15 protein-coding genes are annotated in these 14,899 nt (G+C 59.5%); 5 read left to right on the top strand and 10 right to left on the bottom strand.

Annotated features, from left to right (window positions below):
• Positions 1 to 7: 7 nt before the first annotated feature.
• The 4 genes from ACYZTS_RS06335 to ACYZTS_RS06320 all read right to left on the bottom strand — a co-directional run bounded on the left by ACYZTS_RS06335 (position 8) and on the right by ACYZTS_RS06320 (position 2,619).
• A complete protein-coding gene (locus tag ACYZTS_RS06335) occupies positions 8 to 268 on the bottom strand; it encodes a hypothetical protein (protein WP_461994794.1) in 261 nt (86 codons plus the stop codon).
• Positions 269 to 404: 136 nt separating this feature from the next.
• Positions 405 to 1,295: an SDR family oxidoreductase gene (locus tag ACYZTS_RS06330; protein ID WP_461994792.1), complete on the bottom strand. Its 891-nt coding sequence runs from the start codon at positions 1,293 to 1,295 to the stop codon at positions 405 to 407.
• A 39-nt stretch (positions 1,296 to 1,334) separates the two neighbouring features.
• Entirely contained in the window at positions 1,335 to 1,844 is a 510-nt protein-coding gene (locus ACYZTS_RS06325; RefSeq protein ID WP_461994790.1) for a DUF1097 domain-containing protein, read from the bottom strand.
• 34 nt (positions 1,845 to 1,878) lie between these two features.
• Complete coding sequence (locus tag ACYZTS_RS06320) at positions 1,879 to 2,619, bottom strand: SDR family oxidoreductase (protein WP_461994788.1); 741 nt, start codon at positions 2,617 to 2,619, stop codon at positions 1,879 to 1,881.
• Positions 2,620 to 2,746: 127 nt separating this feature from the next.
• On the opposite strand from ACYZTS_RS06320, the gene ACYZTS_RS06315 reads away from it, so the two are divergent.
• Entirely contained in the window at positions 2,747 to 3,637 is an 891-nt protein-coding gene (locus ACYZTS_RS06315; protein ID WP_461994786.1) for a LysR family transcriptional regulator, read from the top strand.
• A gap of 219 nt (positions 3,638 to 3,856) precedes the next feature.
• A complete protein-coding gene (gene mgrA, locus ACYZTS_RS06310) occupies positions 3,857 to 4,894 on the top strand; it encodes an L-glyceraldehyde 3-phosphate reductase (protein WP_461994784.1) in 1,038 nt (345 codons plus the stop codon).
• A gap of 137 nt (positions 4,895 to 5,031) precedes the next feature.
• Here mgrA and gshA read toward each other — a convergent pair whose 3' ends face one another.
• The 3 genes from gshA to ACYZTS_RS06295 form a co-directional block, all read right to left on the bottom strand.
• Positions 5,032 to 6,615 (bottom strand): glutamate--cysteine ligase, encoded by a 1,584-nt coding sequence (gshA, locus tag ACYZTS_RS06305; protein ID WP_461994782.1) that lies wholly within the window; start codon positions 6,613 to 6,615, stop codon positions 5,032 to 5,034.
• Between the two features lie 271 nt (positions 6,616 to 6,886).
• A complete protein-coding gene (locus tag ACYZTS_RS06300) occupies positions 6,887 to 7,270 on the bottom strand; it encodes a PaaI family thioesterase (protein WP_028621018.1) in 384 nt (127 codons plus the stop codon).
• Positions 7,270 to 9,594: a Tex family protein gene (locus tag ACYZTS_RS06295; protein WP_461994779.1), complete on the bottom strand. Its 2,325-nt coding sequence runs from the start codon at positions 9,592 to 9,594 to the stop codon at positions 7,270 to 7,272. The genes ACYZTS_RS06300 and ACYZTS_RS06295 overlap by 1 nt, the downstream gene beginning before the upstream one ends.
• Positions 9,595 to 9,954: 360 nt before the next feature.
• Between ACYZTS_RS06295 and ompR the strand changes: the two genes are divergently transcribed.
• Positions 9,955 to 10,695 carry an osmolarity response regulator transcription factor OmpR gene (gene ompR / locus ACYZTS_RS06290; protein WP_008032260.1) on the top strand — a complete coding sequence of 247 codons (741 nt, stop codon included), beginning with the start codon at positions 9,955 to 9,957 and terminating at the stop codon, positions 10,693 to 10,695.
• 102 nt (positions 10,696 to 10,797) lie between these two features.
• Positions 10,798 to 12,111, top strand: coding sequence for an ATP-binding protein (locus tag ACYZTS_RS06285; RefSeq protein WP_150582295.1), 1,314 nt, complete (start codon positions 10,798 to 10,800; stop codon positions 12,109 to 12,111).
• A 62-nt stretch (positions 12,112 to 12,173) separates the two neighbouring features.
• Here ACYZTS_RS06285 and rimK read toward each other — a convergent pair whose 3' ends face one another.
• From rimK to rimA, 3 genes are read right to left on the bottom strand one after another with little or no spacing between them, the layout of a single operon-like run.
• Positions 12,174 to 13,079, bottom strand: a complete 906-nt coding sequence (gene rimK, locus ACYZTS_RS06280; RefSeq protein ID WP_121731683.1) for a 30S ribosomal protein S6--L-glutamate ligase — start codon at positions 13,077 to 13,079, stop codon at positions 12,174 to 12,176.
• Positions 13,076 to 13,555 (bottom strand): retropepsin-like aspartic endopeptidase RimB, encoded by a 480-nt coding sequence (gene rimB / locus ACYZTS_RS06275; RefSeq protein WP_028621014.1) that lies wholly within the window; start codon positions 13,553 to 13,555, stop codon positions 13,076 to 13,078. Before rimB ends, rimK begins: the two co-directional genes overlap by 4 nt.
• 17 nt (positions 13,556 to 13,572) lie before the next feature.
• Positions 13,573 to 14,352: a S6 modification regulatory phosphodiesterase RimA gene (rimA, locus tag ACYZTS_RS06270; protein ID WP_028621013.1), complete on the bottom strand. Its 780-nt coding sequence runs from the start codon at positions 14,350 to 14,352 to the stop codon at positions 13,573 to 13,575.
• 116 nt (positions 14,353 to 14,468) lie between these two features.
• Between rimA and ACYZTS_RS06265 the strand changes: the two genes are divergently transcribed.
• Complete coding sequence (locus ACYZTS_RS06265) at positions 14,469 to 14,876, top strand: RNA-binding S4 domain-containing protein (RefSeq protein ID WP_461994776.1); 408 nt, start codon at positions 14,469 to 14,471, stop codon at positions 14,874 to 14,876.
• Positions 14,877 to 14,899: the final 23 nt, after the last annotated feature.

Genomic DNA, 14,899 nt, shown 5'->3' with positions numbered 1-14,899 from the left:
GTGGCGGTCAGGCTTCGCTGTTCATCACCATGAACAGCACCAGAGCCGCCACCGGAATGCCGAACACCACACTGCCGACCACCAGTTCCGTGGTCACGGACTGGCCAGCGGTGACCACGCCGATGGCACCGTTGATCATCGTCAGCGCCAGCCACAGGATGATGAAGCTGTAGGTCAGCGTCTGGCGGCTAAAGCCGATTTTCTCGCCGATGAACAGCATCAGCGCCAGGAGGATCAGGCCGAAGGTGATGATGATGGTGGTGTGCATGATGGGGTTCTCCCTTTAGAGGTGGGCTGCTTTCGAGACAGCCTTCGCGGGCAAGCCCGCTCCCACAGTGGATCACTGGTGAACAGAATTCGGGTTCGCAGCTATCCCTGTGGGAGCGGGCTTGCTCGCGAAAGGGTCACTGTGCAGTCAGTTCAAGCAAGTCCTCAATACCCATGCGCTTTGCAAAGTCGATCCGAAGCCGCTCCGAAACCTCCAGTACCTCAGCCGCGCCATCCCCGACGAAATCGATCACCGACCGAGCCGGCCGTAATCCCTGCGGCAAGCCGACGATCCGCACTATGTCATCCGCTACCGCTTGCGGGTCGGCATCCTCCGGAGTCAAGGCGCTCAGTCGCTCGCCGACCTTATCCATCACCCCGTCATATCGAGCATAGGCATCACTGCGCGCTACGTCCGCCGGTTTGCCTGCACTCGGAAAATGATCAGTACCGCGAGTGAACGCGCCAGGCACCACGATCGAGGTTTCGATACCGAACCGCGTCAACTCGTAGGACATGCTCACGGCCAGGGAATCCATCGCCGCTTTCGCCGCCGCGTAAGGCCCCATGAACGGTGGAAAACCGCCTTTGGTCGTGGTGCTGCTGATCCACAGCACCAGCCCCGAGCTCTGGGCCCGCATCTGCGGCAACACCGCACGGCTGACCCGTTGGGCGCCATAAAAATTGGTGTCGAACACTTTCATGATTTCTTCGGCAGTGAAGGCCTCCGTCGGGCCAATCACCAGGTGCCCGGCGTTCTGCATCACCACGTCCAGCCGTCCTTGCTCGGCGACGATGGTTGCGACCGCCGTGTTTGCCGAATCTTGCGACAACACGTCCAGCTCCAGGGGATGCAAATCAACCCTCTGCTCTTGGGCCCAGAGGCGGATGCCCTCCGCCCGGGCGGCGTTGCGACCGTTCACGTCACGCATGCTTGCGTAAACGATGTGCCCGGCCTGGGCGAGGGCTTCTGCGGCGAGTTTTCCGATGCCGGTGCCGGCGCCAGTGATGAGAATGACTGATCTCATAGTATTAACCTCCTGAGTTTGATTGGGTCACTTGCGGCTTCAGGCTTGACGAGAAAGGCGCTGTTGCGCGGCATGGGAAAACCAGCCTGCGAGGGAGCCGAGGCTGCCCGCGCTGCCCAGTTCAACGAAGCTTTCCAGCGACGGTTCCAGATGCGCAGCGAAGTAAGCGATCAGGCCGAGGAAGTAGGCGACGAGGTTGTTCATCACCCTCAAGGCTCGAAGTGACACCACGACCATCGCCACCACAAACACCACGATGGGTAAGGCGAGCAGTCCGAGGCTGGGTGTCAGCGCGCCGATGCTCAGCGCCGCGCCAATACCGAAGGCTATGCCCATCAGCACGCAACCGAGGTTGACCAGGCCATCGCGCAAGGTCAGGCCGCGGCTGAAGAAAGCAACCCATCCTATAAACATCGCCCAGACCGGCAGTGTCAGCAGCAAGCTGGAGCCTGCAGCCAATGCGGCGGTGGCCGCCGCCACTGCGGTGAACAATGTGAACATCAGTTTCGATTGCCCGGTGCGGGTCAAGGTGTTGGCTGACTTCTTCATGATCATCACTCCTCTCGATGTTGGGTGCGGCGGCTCAAACGAGGCCGCCGTTGACGCGCAGGACCTGGCCGTTCACCCAGGCCGAATCAGGGCCCACCAGGAAAGAGACGACACGGGAAATGTCTTCCGGCTGAGCCAGACGTTCCAGCGGCGGCATCTTGGCGAAGGCCTGAATTTGCTCCTCGCTCTTGCCGTGCAAGAACAGTTCAGTCGCCACTGGCCCAGGCGCGACCGCGTTGACGGTGATATCGCGACCGCGCATCTCTTTGGCGAACACCTGAGTGAGGGATTCCACGGCCGCTTTGCTGGCGATGTACACCGCGTAACCCGGCAGGTTCATGCCGACGGTGCTGCTGGAGAAGTTGACGATGCGGCCGCCGTTGTTCAGGCGCGTCGCCGCTTCGCGCAGGGTGTTGAAGGTGCCGCGAGCATGGATGTTGAAGTTCTGGTCGAACAATTCGTCCGTGTGTTGTGCCAGCGGCAGCACTTTGAGGATGCCGGCGTTGTTGACCAGCACATCGACCTTGCCCAGTTGCGCTTCGGTTTCATCGAACATCCGGCGTACGTCTCCGGCATTGGACACGTCAGCCTTGATCGCTAGGGCTTGATGACCGGCCTGACGCAGTTCAACAACCAGCTTCGACGCTTCGCTGGCACTGCTGGCGTAGTTGATGGCTACAGCGAAACCGTCGCTGGCCAGTTGTCTGGCGATGACGGCGCCGATGCCGCGGGAGGCGCCGGTCACGATGGCGACTTTAGAGATTTGAGTAGTCATGGCGGTGATTCCTATGAAGGTTTTTGCTTGGGTGAAGCCAGATTCACATGTTTACTCAGGCTGATAAATGCAGCAGAGTTGGCTTGACTGTTCAATAATCACCAACAATCGAAAGCAGGAGCGCAGCGTGGATCAAGTCAAGGCGATGAAGGTGTTCGTCCGCATTTACGAGCGCAGCAGCTTCACCCTGGCGGCCGATGACTTGAATTTGCCGCGGGCGACGCTGACCCATACGTTGAATCAGTTCGAAGCCTGGCTCGGTACGCGTTTACTCGAGCGCAGCACGCGCAAGGTGCGTCCGACGCTGGACGGCGAGGCGTATTACTTGCGTTGTGTGCAGCTGCTGGCGGAGCTGGAAGAGGCTGAGCTGGCGTTTCGCAGCGTCGCTCCAAAAGGGCGGTTGCGAGTCGATTTACACGGCACGCTGGCCAAGAGCTTTGTCATTCCCGCATTGCCGCAATTCATGGAGCGTTACCCGGACATCGAACTGTCCATCAGCGAGGCCGATCGCCTGGTCGATCTCATTGCCGAAGGCGTCGACTGCGTACTGCGCGCCGGTACGCTGGGTGATTCGGCACTCATCGGCAAACGCGTGGCCAACCTGCGCCAGATCACCTGCGCGAGCCCGTCTTATCTGCGCAAGTACGGCGAGCCGAAAACCCTCGAAGACTTGAAGCATCACCGCGCGGTGAACTACGTCTCTCGCACCACCGCGAAGCTGTTCCCCTTTGAATTCATGGTCAATGGCGAGTTAAAGGAATTGGCCATCGAGGGCGCAATCTCGGTGTTCGGTGCGGAAATCTACGCAGCTTCGGCGATTGCCGGGCTGGGCCTGATCCAGTGCCCGCATTACCGAATGGAAACGCAGATCGCCCTAGGATTGGTACAGGAAGTCCTGATCGACACACCGCCACCACCGATGCCGGTTTCGGTGCTGTATCCGCACAACCGGCACATGTCGCCACGGGTGCGGGTATTTGTGGACTGGTTGGGGGAGGTGTTTTCGGACGCCGTTTGAGATCAAAAGATCGCAGCCTTTGGCAACCCTACAGGGCTCCCGGTCGGCGTAAGCTGCAGAGGGCTGCAAGACTGGCGACAGCGCTCACGCCGAAGATGAAATCTATGAAACGTTTCAGCATTTACTCAGATTCGAGGTTTTTCGGCGTTTGCCTCGGCGTATGCTGGGCAGCTTGCGAAGCAGTCGATACCAATTTCAAGACACACAAGAGAGGATTCGATGACCTACACCGCTGCCGAGAACCGCTACGACTCCATTCCATACCGCCGCGTCGGCCGCAGCGGTCTGGTGCTGCCGGCACTGTCGCTGGGCCTGTGGCACAACTTCGGCGACAGCACGCCGATCGACACCCAGCGCTCGCTGCTGCGCACCGCGTTCGATCTGGGCATCAACCATTTTGACCTCGCCAACAACTATGGCCCGCCGTACGGTAGCGCCGAGATCAACTTCGGCCGTTTGCTGCGCGAAGACTTCAAGCAGTATCGTGACGAACTGATCATCTCCAGCAAGGCCGGTTGGGATATGTGGCCCGGTCCTTACGGCCAGGGCGGCGGATCGCGCAAGTACGTGCTGGCCAGCCTCGACCAGAGCCTGCAGCGTCTGGGTCTGGACTACGTGGATATTTTCTACTCGCACCGCTTCGACCCCGACACGCCACTGGAAGAAACCGCCAGCGCACTGGCGACCGCTGTGCAGCAGGGCAAGGCGTTGTACATCGGCATCTCGTCCTATTCCGGCGTGAAAACCCGAGAAATGGCCGCGTTGTTGAAAGAGTGGAAAGTGCCGTTGCTGATTCACCAGCCGGCGTACAACCTGCTCAATCGTTGGGTTGAGAAGGATTTGCTGGATACGACCGAAGAACTCGGCACCGGCGTGATCGCCTTCACGCCGCTCGCTCAAGGTTTGTTGACCGACAAATACCTCAATGGTGTGCCGGCGGATGCGCGGGTAAATCGCCCCGGGGGTGGTTCTCTGCAGGCTGCGCATTTGTCCGAGGCCAACATTGAACATGTGCGTGCGTCGAACGAGATCGCCAAGCGACGCGGGCAAAGCCTGGCGCAATTGGCGCTGGCGTGGACGCTGCGTGATCCGCGCGTCACGTCGGCACTGATCGGCGCGAGCCGGCCCGAGCAGATTATCGAAAACGTCGGCGCGTTGAAGAATCTGAGCTTTAGCCCTGAGGAGCTGGCAGAGATTGACCGGTTTGCCCAGGAAGGCGGGATTAATCTGTGGGAGAAACCGTCGACGGCTGAATAGCGTTTTCAGACAGTCGAGCGGACCGCATCGCCAGCAAGCCGTCTCCTACAGGTTTTGGGTAACACGGGGAGCTTGCGTCATCCCCGAATCTGTAAGGGCAGGCTTGCTGGCGATTAACGTCCGCAGGCCCGCCAACGCTAGTTACTGATCGCCAGAATACTCGCCTGGTACGACCCGACAAACACATCGAAATCACCCACTTCGTTGCGCTCAATCTCCACTTGCTCAGCCAGCGACGCACGCGCTCGCTCTTCAAAGTTCGCCTGGTCTTCGCCATTCAACGGCTCGCTGCGGAAGAACTCGGCATGCGCCTGGCTCTGACGCAGGGAGAACTGGCTGAAGCTTTCCTTGTGCTCCGCCATCGCCGCCAATACCTGAGCGGAAGGCGTCAGCGAGGGATCCTTGACCTTGGCCAATTGTGCATCGAGCGCCTGGCTATGATTCTCGCCGCCATGGCTCTGATCCAGCAATGCCGCCAGCGGGGCGATTTGCTCCAGCAGTTCTGCTGCCCACTCCTTCAAGTCGACCGGCTGACCGTCGAGCTGCAATTGCAGGCCCGGACGGCGACCTTCCTTGACCACGCTGAGGAAGTTGGAGGTCGCGTTGCTGCAGGAATCGTTGGTCAGCAGCGGGCTGTCATTGAACGCGCAGTACAACAGAAATGCATCGAGGAATCGCGACTCGGTGAGGTCAATGCCCATCGGCAGGAACGGGTTGATGTCCAGGCAACGCACTTCGACGTACTGAATGCCACGAGAGACCAACGCCTGAATGGGCCGCTCGCCGGTGTAGGTCACGCGCTTGGGGCGAATGTTGGAGTAGTACTCGTTTTCGATTTGCAGGATGTTGGTGTTGAGCTGAACCCACTCACCGTCCTGATGCGTACCGATTTCAACGTACGGTGCATACGGCGTGGCCACGGCTTTACGCAGGCTGTCGGTGTAACTGGTGAGATCGTTGTAGCACGGCGTCAAACCGGCCTGGGCGTTGCTCTGGTAACCCAGATCGCTCATGCGCAAACTGGTTGCGTAGGGCAGATACAAGGTGTCCGGGTCCAGTTGTTCCAACTGATGCGAACGGCCGCGCAGGAAACCGGCGTCCAGCGCCGGCGACGCACCGAACAGGTACATCAGCAGCCAGCTGTAACGACGGAAATTACGGATCAGCGCGATGTAGGCCGACGACTGATAATCGCGGTCGGTACCGACGAACCCTTCGGATTCCTTGAGCAGCGGCCAGAGCTTTTCCGGCAGGGAAAAGTTGTAGTGAATGCCGGCGATGCATTGCATGGTCTTGCCGTAGCGCAGGGCCAGGCCCTTGCGATACACATACTTGAGCTGACCGATGTTGGAGGTGCCGTAATAGGCAATCGGGATGTCTGCCTCGGCCGGCAACGGACACGGCATCGATGGACTCCACAGGTACTCGGTGCCGAGCTTGCTGTAGGCAAAGCGGTGAATCTTGTCCAAGCTCGCCAGCGTGTCTGCCGGGTCGGGCAGGGCGGGCGTGATGAACTCCAGCAGCGACTCGGAATAGTCGGTGGTGATTTGTTCGTTGGTCAGCGCGGAACCCAGTTCTTCCGGGTGCGGCGTTTGCGCCAGGCGACCTTCGCCGGTTACGCGCAGGCATTCACGTTCGATACCGTGAAGACACTGCTCGAGCAGAGAGAGGTTAGCGCGCTCGCCGAGCAGAGCCAGGCGGCGGTTGAGAAGTTCGCTCAAGTTGGATTCCTTCACGCGTCAGTCGCCCCAATATGGGGGTGGGCAAGACGGTCTACAAGGGTGAAGTTAAAACTGGCGTTTTCGCCTGGTTTTTGCAACCGCGCAAGCCATGCCGGTCAGTAAAGAACTGCGCAATCCTTGTAGGAGTGAGCCTGCTCGCGATGGCGATGTGTCAGACGACTCATATGTCGACTGACAGACCACCATCGCGAGCAGGCTCGCTCCTACAGGTTTCGTTGCGCTGAAATTACCTCAAATCAGTGACATCTCGCTATAGGACTGCGAACGTGCCTTGTGCTTTTGCGACAAGTTTTTCGCCCTGCATCACCTCGGCTTCGACCACCAGCGTGCGCCGACCCGGGTGAATCACCCGCGCCGTGCACATCACTTCACCGTCTGAAACGGCGCGAATATAGTTGATCTTGCATTCGATGGTCGCACTCTGCTGGTCAAAGCCGTGGGAGCTGGAACAGGCCAACCCCATGGCGATGTCCACCAGACTGAACAATGCCCCGCCGTGCAGCTTGCCGCCGCGATTGCGCAGTTCAGGCGCCAACGCCAGGGCGACTTGCGCCACCCCGGTATCCAGGCTGTGCAAGCGACAGCCCAGTAGCTTGAAATACGCGCTTTCGGTCAGGCCGGCAGGAATGTCCATCAACGTTTCTTCAACTGTTTGGCGTTGGCGAACAGCGAAGCCATGGCGTTGTTGGCCGGCGCCGCAGTGGCGGTTTCCTTGCGCGGTGCAGTGTTCTGGGACTGGCGTGGCGCCGACCCCGGACGCGCACCACGGGCACCGTCGATTTTCTCGCCTGGCGTGTCGCTCATGCGCATCGACAGGCCCACGCGTTTACGCGGAATGTCGACTTCCATGACCTTCACTTTAACCACGTCACCGGCCTTCACCGCTTCACGAGGGTCCTTGATAAACTTCTCCGAAAGCGCGGAAATGTGCACCAAACCGTCCTGATGCACGCCGATATCAACGAATGCGCCGAAGTTGGTCACGTTGGTCACCACGCCTTCGAGGATCATCCCCGGCTGCAGGTCCTTGAGCTCTTCGACGCCTTCCTGGAACGCCGCGGTCTTGAACTCCGGACGCGGATCACGACCGGGTTTTTCCAGCTCCTGGAGGATGTCGGTAACAGTCGGCAAGCCGAAGGTTTCATCGGTGTATTTCTTCGGATCAAGGCGCTTGAGGAACGCGGCGTCGCCGATCAGCGAGCGAATGTCACGATCGGTTTCAGCGGCAATGCGCTGTACCAGCGGATAGGCTTCCGGGTGAACCGCCGACGAATCCAGCGGATTGTCGCCGTTCATGACGCGCAGGAAACCTGCGGCCTGTTCGAAGGTTTTTTCGCCCAGACGCGCAACTTTTTTCAACGCCGCACGGGTTTTGAACGCGCCGTGTTCGTCGCGGTGGCTGACGATGTTCTGCGCCAGCGTCGCGTTGAGGCCGGAGATCCGCGCCAGCAGCGCCACCGAGGCGGTGTTCACATCGACGCCGACAGCGTTCACGCAATCCTCGACCACGGCGTCAAGGCCGCGCGCCAGTTTCAGCTGTGACACGTCGTGCTGATATTGGCCGACACCGATGGATTTTGGATCGATTTTCACCAGCTCAGCGAGTGGATCCTGCAAGCGACGGGCAATCGACACCGCGCCACGAATCGACACGTCCAGGTCCGGAAATTCCTTGGACGCCAGTTCCGACGCCGAGTAAACCGACGCGCCGGCCTCCGAGACCATGACTTTGGTCATCTTCATCGCCGGGTACTTTTTGATCAGCTCAGCAGCAAGCTTGTCGGTTTCGCGGCTGGCGGTACCGTTGCCGATCGCAATAAGGTCCACCGCGTGCTTGGCGCACAGAGCGGCCAGAATCGCGAGGGTCTGGTCCCACTTGTTATGCGGCACGTGCGGGTAAACTGTGGCGTGATCGAGCAACTTGCCGGTGGAATCAACCACCGCCACCTTGCAGCCGGTGCGCAGGCCCGGGTCGAGGCCCAGTGTGGCGCGCGGGCCCGCAGGAGCGGACAGCAGCAAGTCGTGCAGGTTGTGCGCGAACACGTTGATCGCTTCGGTTTCCGCGCCATCGCGCAGTTCGCCGAGCAGGTCGGTTTCAAGGTGCGTGTAAAGTTTGACCTTCCAGGTCCAGCGCACCACTTCGCCCAGCCATTTGTCGGCGGCGCGGTTCTGGTTCTGGATACCGAACTGCTGGCCGATCATGCCTTCGCACGGGTGCATGGTGCCGGGCAATTCATCGCCCACTTTCAGTGCGGAGCTCAGTATCCCTTCGTTGCGACCACGGAAAATCGCCAGCGCGCGATGCGAGGGCATGCTTTTCAGCGGTTCGTCGTGTTCGAAATAGTCGCGGAATTTGGCGCCTTCCTCTTCCTTGCCGGCGATCACGCGGGCACTCAGGGTGGCTTCCTGCTTCAAATAGCTGCGCAATTTGTCGAGCAGGCCCGCGTCTTCGGCGAAACGCTCCATGAGGATGTATTTGGCGCCTTCGAGGGCGGCCTTCACATCGGCCACGGCTTTCTCGGCGTTGACGAAGCGCGCAGCTTCGGTTTCCGGGCTCAGGGTCGGGTCGTTGAACAGGCCATCCGCCAGGTCGCCGAGGCCGGCTTCAAGAGCGATCTGGCCCTTGGTGCGGCGCTTCTGTTTGTACGGCAGGTACAAGTCTTCAAGGCGGGTTTTAGTGTCGGCGAGCTTGATGTCGCGCTCGAGTTGCGGGGTCAGCTTGCCTTGCTCATTGATGCTGGCGAGGATGCTGATGCGCCGTTCGTCGAGTTCTCGCAGATAGCGCAGGCGCTCTTCCAGATGACGCAACTGGATGTCATCGAGGCTGCCGGTCACTTCCTTCCGGTAACGGGCGATGAAGGGAACGGTAGAGCCTTCATCGAGTAGCGCGACGGCCGCTTCGACCTGTTGTGGGCGTACGCCGAGTTCCTCGGCGATGCGGCTGTTGATGCTGTCCATAAAACCACCTGACAAATTGTGAAAGCAGGCTCGCGGGCACAGGGATAAAGGCCCGGCGAGTCTGGTTGAGCGGCCTGGCCGGCGCCGCTACCTGAATCAACAGGCATCCCGTTGACCCGTGAAATCGAACATTTACTGCCGGCACCATGGAAATAAAAAGCGGCGACCGCAGCAGAAATCAGACGTTGCCTGACACAAAAGGCCGCGCATTATAACCAGCGTTATGTCATTCGGGGGCATCACAGGCTGTAGGCACAATGCCGGGTTTCCTGGCGATCGAGGAAAAATCTGCTAACAATGCACACGGTGCGTATAACGGCAGCTACGCCATAATGCGCGCCGAGATCAAAGGAGCATCTAATGAGCAGCACTGCAAACATTGCTGAAGGCGAAAAAATTCTCATCGTTGACGACGATCCAGGGCTTAGCAGCCTGCTGGAACGCTTTTTCGTCAGCAAGGGCTATCGCGCCCGCGCCGTCCCGAACACGGAACAAATGGATCGCCTGCTGGCGCGTGAAGTGTTCAACCTGGTCGTCCTCGACCTAATGCTGCCCGGCGAAGACGGTCTGACCGCCTGCCGCCGTCTGCGCGGCGCGAACAACCAGATTCCGATCATCATGCTCACCGCCAAGGGTGATGAGCTGAGCCGTATCAAGGGCCTGGAACTGGGTGCCGACGATTACCTGGCCAAGCCGTTCAACCCGGACGAGCTGATGGCGCGCGTCAAAGCAGTCCTGCGTCGTCAGTCGGCGCCGGTGCCGGGCGCGCCAGGCAGCGAAGATGAAAGCGTGACCTTTGGTGATTACGAGCTGTCGCTGGCGACCCGCGAACTCAAGCGCGGTGACGAAGTACACATGCTCACCACCGGCGAGTTTGCCGTGCTCAAGGCGTTGGTGATGAATGCGCGTCAGCCGTTGACCCGCGACAAACTGATGAACCTGGCCCGTGGTCGCGAGTGGGATGCCCTGGAGCGCTCCATCGACGTGCAGATTTCCCGTCTGCGCCGGATGATCGAACCGGATCCTTCCAAGCCGCGCTACATCCAGACTGTCTGGGGCGTGGGTTACGTGTTCGTCCCTGATGGCGCCGCCACCAAGTGATCGGCGATTTGTAGGAGCGGGTGTGCGGACTTCCATGTCCGCAGACTCGCGATCCGCAATGTGCGAGCATCGCTCGCTCCTGCAAGTGTGTAACGGTTATTCATGAAAACCCCCGTTTGGTTCCCCCAGAGTTTTTTCTCCCGCACCTTGTGGCTGGTGCTCATCGTCGTCCTGTTCTCCAAGGCGTTGACCCTGGTTTATCTGTTGATGAACGAAGATGTGCTGGTGGACCGCCAATACAGCCACGGCGTCGCCCTGACGCTGCGCGCCTACTGGGCCGCCGATGAAAACAACCGCGACAAGATTGCCGAAGCCGCAACGCTGATTCGCGTGGTCGGCACAGGTGTACCTGCAGGCGAGCAGCATTGGCCGTATAGCGAAATCTATCAGCGACAGATGCAGGCCGAGTTGGGCGCCGACACTGAAGTGCGCCTGCGCATGCATTCGCCGCCGGCGCTATGGGTTCGCGCGCCAAGCCTGGGCGATGGCTGGCTGAAGGTGCCGCTGTATCCGCACCCTCTGCGTGGCCAGAAAATATGGAACGTGCTCGGCTGGTTTCTCGCCATCGGCTTGCTGTCGACCGCCTCCGCCTGGATCTTCGTCAGTCAGCTCAACCAGCCTTTGAAGCGCTTGGTCTATGCGGCCAGGCAGCTTGGTCAGGGCCGTAGCGTGCGCCTGCCGATCAGTGATACGCCCAGCGAAATGACCGAGGTTTATCGCGCCTTCAACCAGATGGCCGAAGACGTCGAGCAGGCCGGTCGAGAGCGCGAGCTGATGCTGGCCGGGGTGTCTCACGATCTGCGCACACCGCTCACGCGGTTGCGTCTGTCCCTGGAACTGATGGGTGACCACAGCGATCTGTCGGACGACATGGTTCGCGACATCGAGGACATGGACGCGATACTCGACCAGTTCCTGGCGTTTATTCGCGATGGTCGCGACGAGTCCGTGGAAGAGGTCGATCTGACCGAACTTGTGCGCGAAGTGGCTGCGCCGTATAACCAGAATGAACAAAAAGTGCAGTTACGCCTCGAGCCGATTCAGCCATTCCCCCTGCGCCGGGTGTCGATGAAACGCCTGCTGAACAACCTGATCGGCAATGCCTTGAATCATGCCGGCACCGGGGTTGAAGTGGCCGCGTATGTGTCTGGCGATGTCAACGCACCGTATGTGGTACTGAGCGTGATGGATCGCGGGGCGGGGATTGATCCGTCAGAGCTTGAGGCGATTTTCAATCCCTTTACCCGGGGTGACCGTGCCCGAGGTGGCAAGGGGACCGGGTTGGGCCTGGCGATCGTGAAACGGATTGCGTCAATGCATGGCGGCAATGTCGAACTGCGCAACCGCGCCGGCGGCGGCCTGGAAGCGCGGGTACGGTTGCCGCTTGGGTTAATGCTGCCACGGGACGCGGTATAAAAGCAGCCGCAAGCTTCAAGCAAAAGCGGCGTTTCCTTCCGTCTTGCAGCTTATAGCTGCCCTTATCCCTTGCCTTTGGTCCGGGTCATGTTCGGCCCGCCATTCTTCTCGAGATGCTCAATAATAATCCCCGCCACATTCTTCCCGGTGGTGGTCTCGATCCCCTCCAGTCCCGGCGACGAATTCACTTCCATCACCAACGGCCCGTGATTGGAGCGCAAGATATCCACACCCGCCACGGCCAACCCCATCACCTTGGCCGCACGCAATGCCGTCATGCGTTCTTCCGGCGTGATTTTTATCAGGCTGGCACTCCCGCCGCGATGCAGATTGGAACGAAATTCCCCAGGCTTGGCCTGACGTTTCATCGCCGCGATCACTTTGTCGCCAACCACAAAACAACGAATGTCAGCGCCACCGGCTTCCTTGATGTATTCCTGCACCATGATGTTCTGCTTGAGGCCCATAAATGCCTCGATTACTGATTCCGCTGCAGTCGCGGTTTCACACAGCACCACGCCGATCCCCTGCGTCCCTTCGAGCACCTTGATCACTAGCGGCGCGCCGTTGACCATGGCGATCAAATCGGGGATGTCGTCGGGTGAGTGGGCAAAACCTGTCACCGGCAAACCGATGCCGCGACGCGAGAGCAATTGCAGCGAGCGCAATTTGTCCCGGGAGCGGGCGATGGCCACCGATTCGTTCAGTGGAAACACCCCCATCATTTCAAACTGGCGCAGCACCGCGCAGCCATAAAACGTCACCGACGCACCGATCCTCGGGATCACCGCGTCGAAACCTTCCAGCGGTTTGCCGCGGTAGTGGATCTGCGGCTTGTGGCTTGCGATGTTCATATAGGCGCGCAAGGTGTCGATCACCACCATTTCATGTCCACGCTCGGTTCCGGCTTCGACCAGACGACGGGTGGAATACAGACGCGGATTCCGCGACAGCACAGCGATCTTCATGCAACACCTGTGGAGGAGGTAGATACCGGGAACACCGGCTTGTCTTGTACGTACTTGATGCCTGGATTGACCACCAACTGGCCGTCGATCAGGGCTTTGGAGCCGAGTAGCAGGCGGTATCGCATTGATTTGCGGCAGGCGAGGGTGAACTCGACCCGCCAGACCCGATCACCGAGTGCCAGGGTGGTGCTGACCACGTAGCGCATCTGCGCATGGCCGTTGGAGCTCTTGATGGTTTTTTTGGTCACCAGCGGCGCTTCACAGCGCCGGTGACGCAGTTGAACCACCGTGCCCAGATGCGCTGTAAAACGAACCCAGCGTTCGCCGTCGCGCTCGAACGGTTCGATGTCGGTGGCGTGCAAACTGGAGGTGCTGGCGCCCGTGTCGATTTTTGCTCGCAGGCCGGCGACTCCCAGATCAGGGAGCGCAATCCACTCGCGCAGACCGACAACGGTCAAATGGTCAAATGTCTTCAATAGGAAAAAACCGGCGGTTAACGCGCCCAGGCTTCAGGCTGTACCTGAGCCAACGCTTTGAATGCAGGTTTGGCGAACCAGTAACCCTGCATCAGAAAAATTCCACAGTCCGCCAGGAAATCCCGTTCACCAGCGCTTTCGATGCCTTCGGCGATCACTGTAACGTTCAGCTCCGCACACATTGTGACAATCCCGCGGACGATGGCCTGACGAACACGATCGCGGTCGATATCGCGTATGAGCGCCATGTCGATCTTGATCAGGTCCGGTTGGAAATCTGCCAGCAGATTGAGCCCCGAATAGCCCGCTCCGAAGTCGTCGATAGCGGTCTTGAAGCCGAATTCGCGGTATTCACGCAGAATATTAGTCAAATGGCGATAGTTATCTACGTGATCACTTTCGAGGGTTTCGAAAATCAGTCGTTCAACTGGAAAATCGTATTTTTTTGCCGCTTCCAGCGTGCTGCGAATACACAGCTCGGGACGGTACACGGCGCTGGGCATGAAGTTGATCGACAAGTGTGTCTGCATATTTATCGTCGCCGCACCCTCAATGGCGCGGATCCGGCAGAGCTGGTCGAAGCGGTAACGGTTTTCGTCCGTGACCTGATCAAGCACCGAGAATGCCCCCTCCCCGGCGAGCCCTCGCACCAGTGCTTCGTTGGCGAAAATTGAACGGTCGCGAACGTCCACGATCGGTTGATAAGCGAATGCAAAATCAAAGCCCAGTGGTTCGCTTTGCTGGCAGCCCTGACAACCCGTCTTGGACGAGGTCAATGAAGACGGAAATACAGTCATTTGATCACTCCATGCCGGTGAGTCGGCCTTGATCACATTCTATCTGGCGGGCGGGATTGTTGCGCCCGACAGAAACGGTAGTACAGTTCCGACTATGGGCCAAAAGAGGAATTCAAGTGACACAAAAACAGGAAGAGGACGACAAGGTCCGTCTCGATAAATGGCTATGGGCGGCGCGTTTTTACAAAACCCGTGCCTTGGCCAAGGCGGCAATCGAGAGTGGCAAGGTGCATTGCCGGGGCGACCGCTGCAAACCGGGTAAGGAGCCGAGGATCGGCGACGAGTTTCAGATTCGAATGGGCTTCGAGGAACGTACCGTGGTGGTCCAGGCCCTGTCTATCGTGCGCCGTGGCGCGCCGGAGGCTCAAACGCTGTATGCCGAAACCGAGGCCAGCATCGCCAAGCGTGAAGCGGCCGCAGCCATGCGCAAGGCTGGCTCGCTGGGTGTGAGCACGGATGGCAAGCCGAGCAAGAAACAGCGTCGAGACCTGTTTAAATTTCGTGGGAACAGCAGCGCCGAGTGACGCTTACCGATGCTCTCAGTATG

The organism is Pseudomonas sp. TMB3-21 (assembly GCF_054898145.1).
The sequence above is the reverse complement of the archived record's forward strand: the minus strand, read 5'-3'. Positions and strand labels throughout refer to the sequence as shown.

What these genes read in the sequence shown, in the direction of transcription:
- rimA (WP_028621013.1), bottom strand. Translation starts at nt 14,352, where the DNA reads ATGACTGTATTTCCGTCTTCATTGACCTCGTCCAAGACGGGTTGTCAG.
- mgrA (WP_461994784.1), top strand. Translation starts at nt 3,857, where the DNA reads ATGACCTACACCGCTGCCGAGAACCGCTACGACTCCATTCCATACCGC.
- ACYZTS_RS06285 (WP_150582295.1), top strand. Translation starts at nt 10,798, where the DNA reads ATGAAAACCCCCGTTTGGTTCCCCCAGAGTTTTTTCTCCCGCACCTTG.
- ACYZTS_RS06330 (WP_461994792.1), bottom strand. Translation starts at nt 1,295, where the DNA reads ATGAGATCAGTCATTCTCATCACTGGCGCCGGCACCGGCATCGGAAAA.
- ACYZTS_RS06320 (WP_461994788.1), bottom strand. Translation starts at nt 2,619, where the DNA reads ATGACTACTCAAATCTCTAAAGTCGCCATCGTGACCGGCGCCTCCCGC.
- ACYZTS_RS06335 (WP_461994794.1), bottom strand. Translation starts at nt 268, where the DNA reads ATGCACACCACCATCATCATCACCTTCGGCCTGATCCTCCTGGCGCTG.
- ACYZTS_RS06325 (WP_461994790.1), bottom strand. Translation starts at nt 1,844, where the DNA reads ATGAAGAAGTCAGCCAACACCTTGACCCGCACCGGGCAATCGAAACTG.
- rimK (WP_121731683.1), bottom strand. Translation starts at nt 13,079, where the DNA reads ATGAAGATCGCTGTGCTGTCGCGGAATCCGCGTCTGTATTCCACCCGT.
- ompR (WP_008032260.1), top strand. Translation starts at nt 9,955, where the DNA reads ATGAGCAGCACTGCAAACATTGCTGAAGGCGAAAAAATTCTCATCGTT.
- ACYZTS_RS06300 (WP_028621018.1), bottom strand. Translation starts at nt 7,270, where the DNA reads ATGGACATTCCTGCCGGCCTGACCGAAAGCGCGTATTTCAAGCTACTG.
- ACYZTS_RS06295 (WP_461994779.1), bottom strand. Translation starts at nt 9,594, where the DNA reads ATGGACAGCATCAACAGCCGCATCGCCGAGGAACTCGGCGTACGCCCA.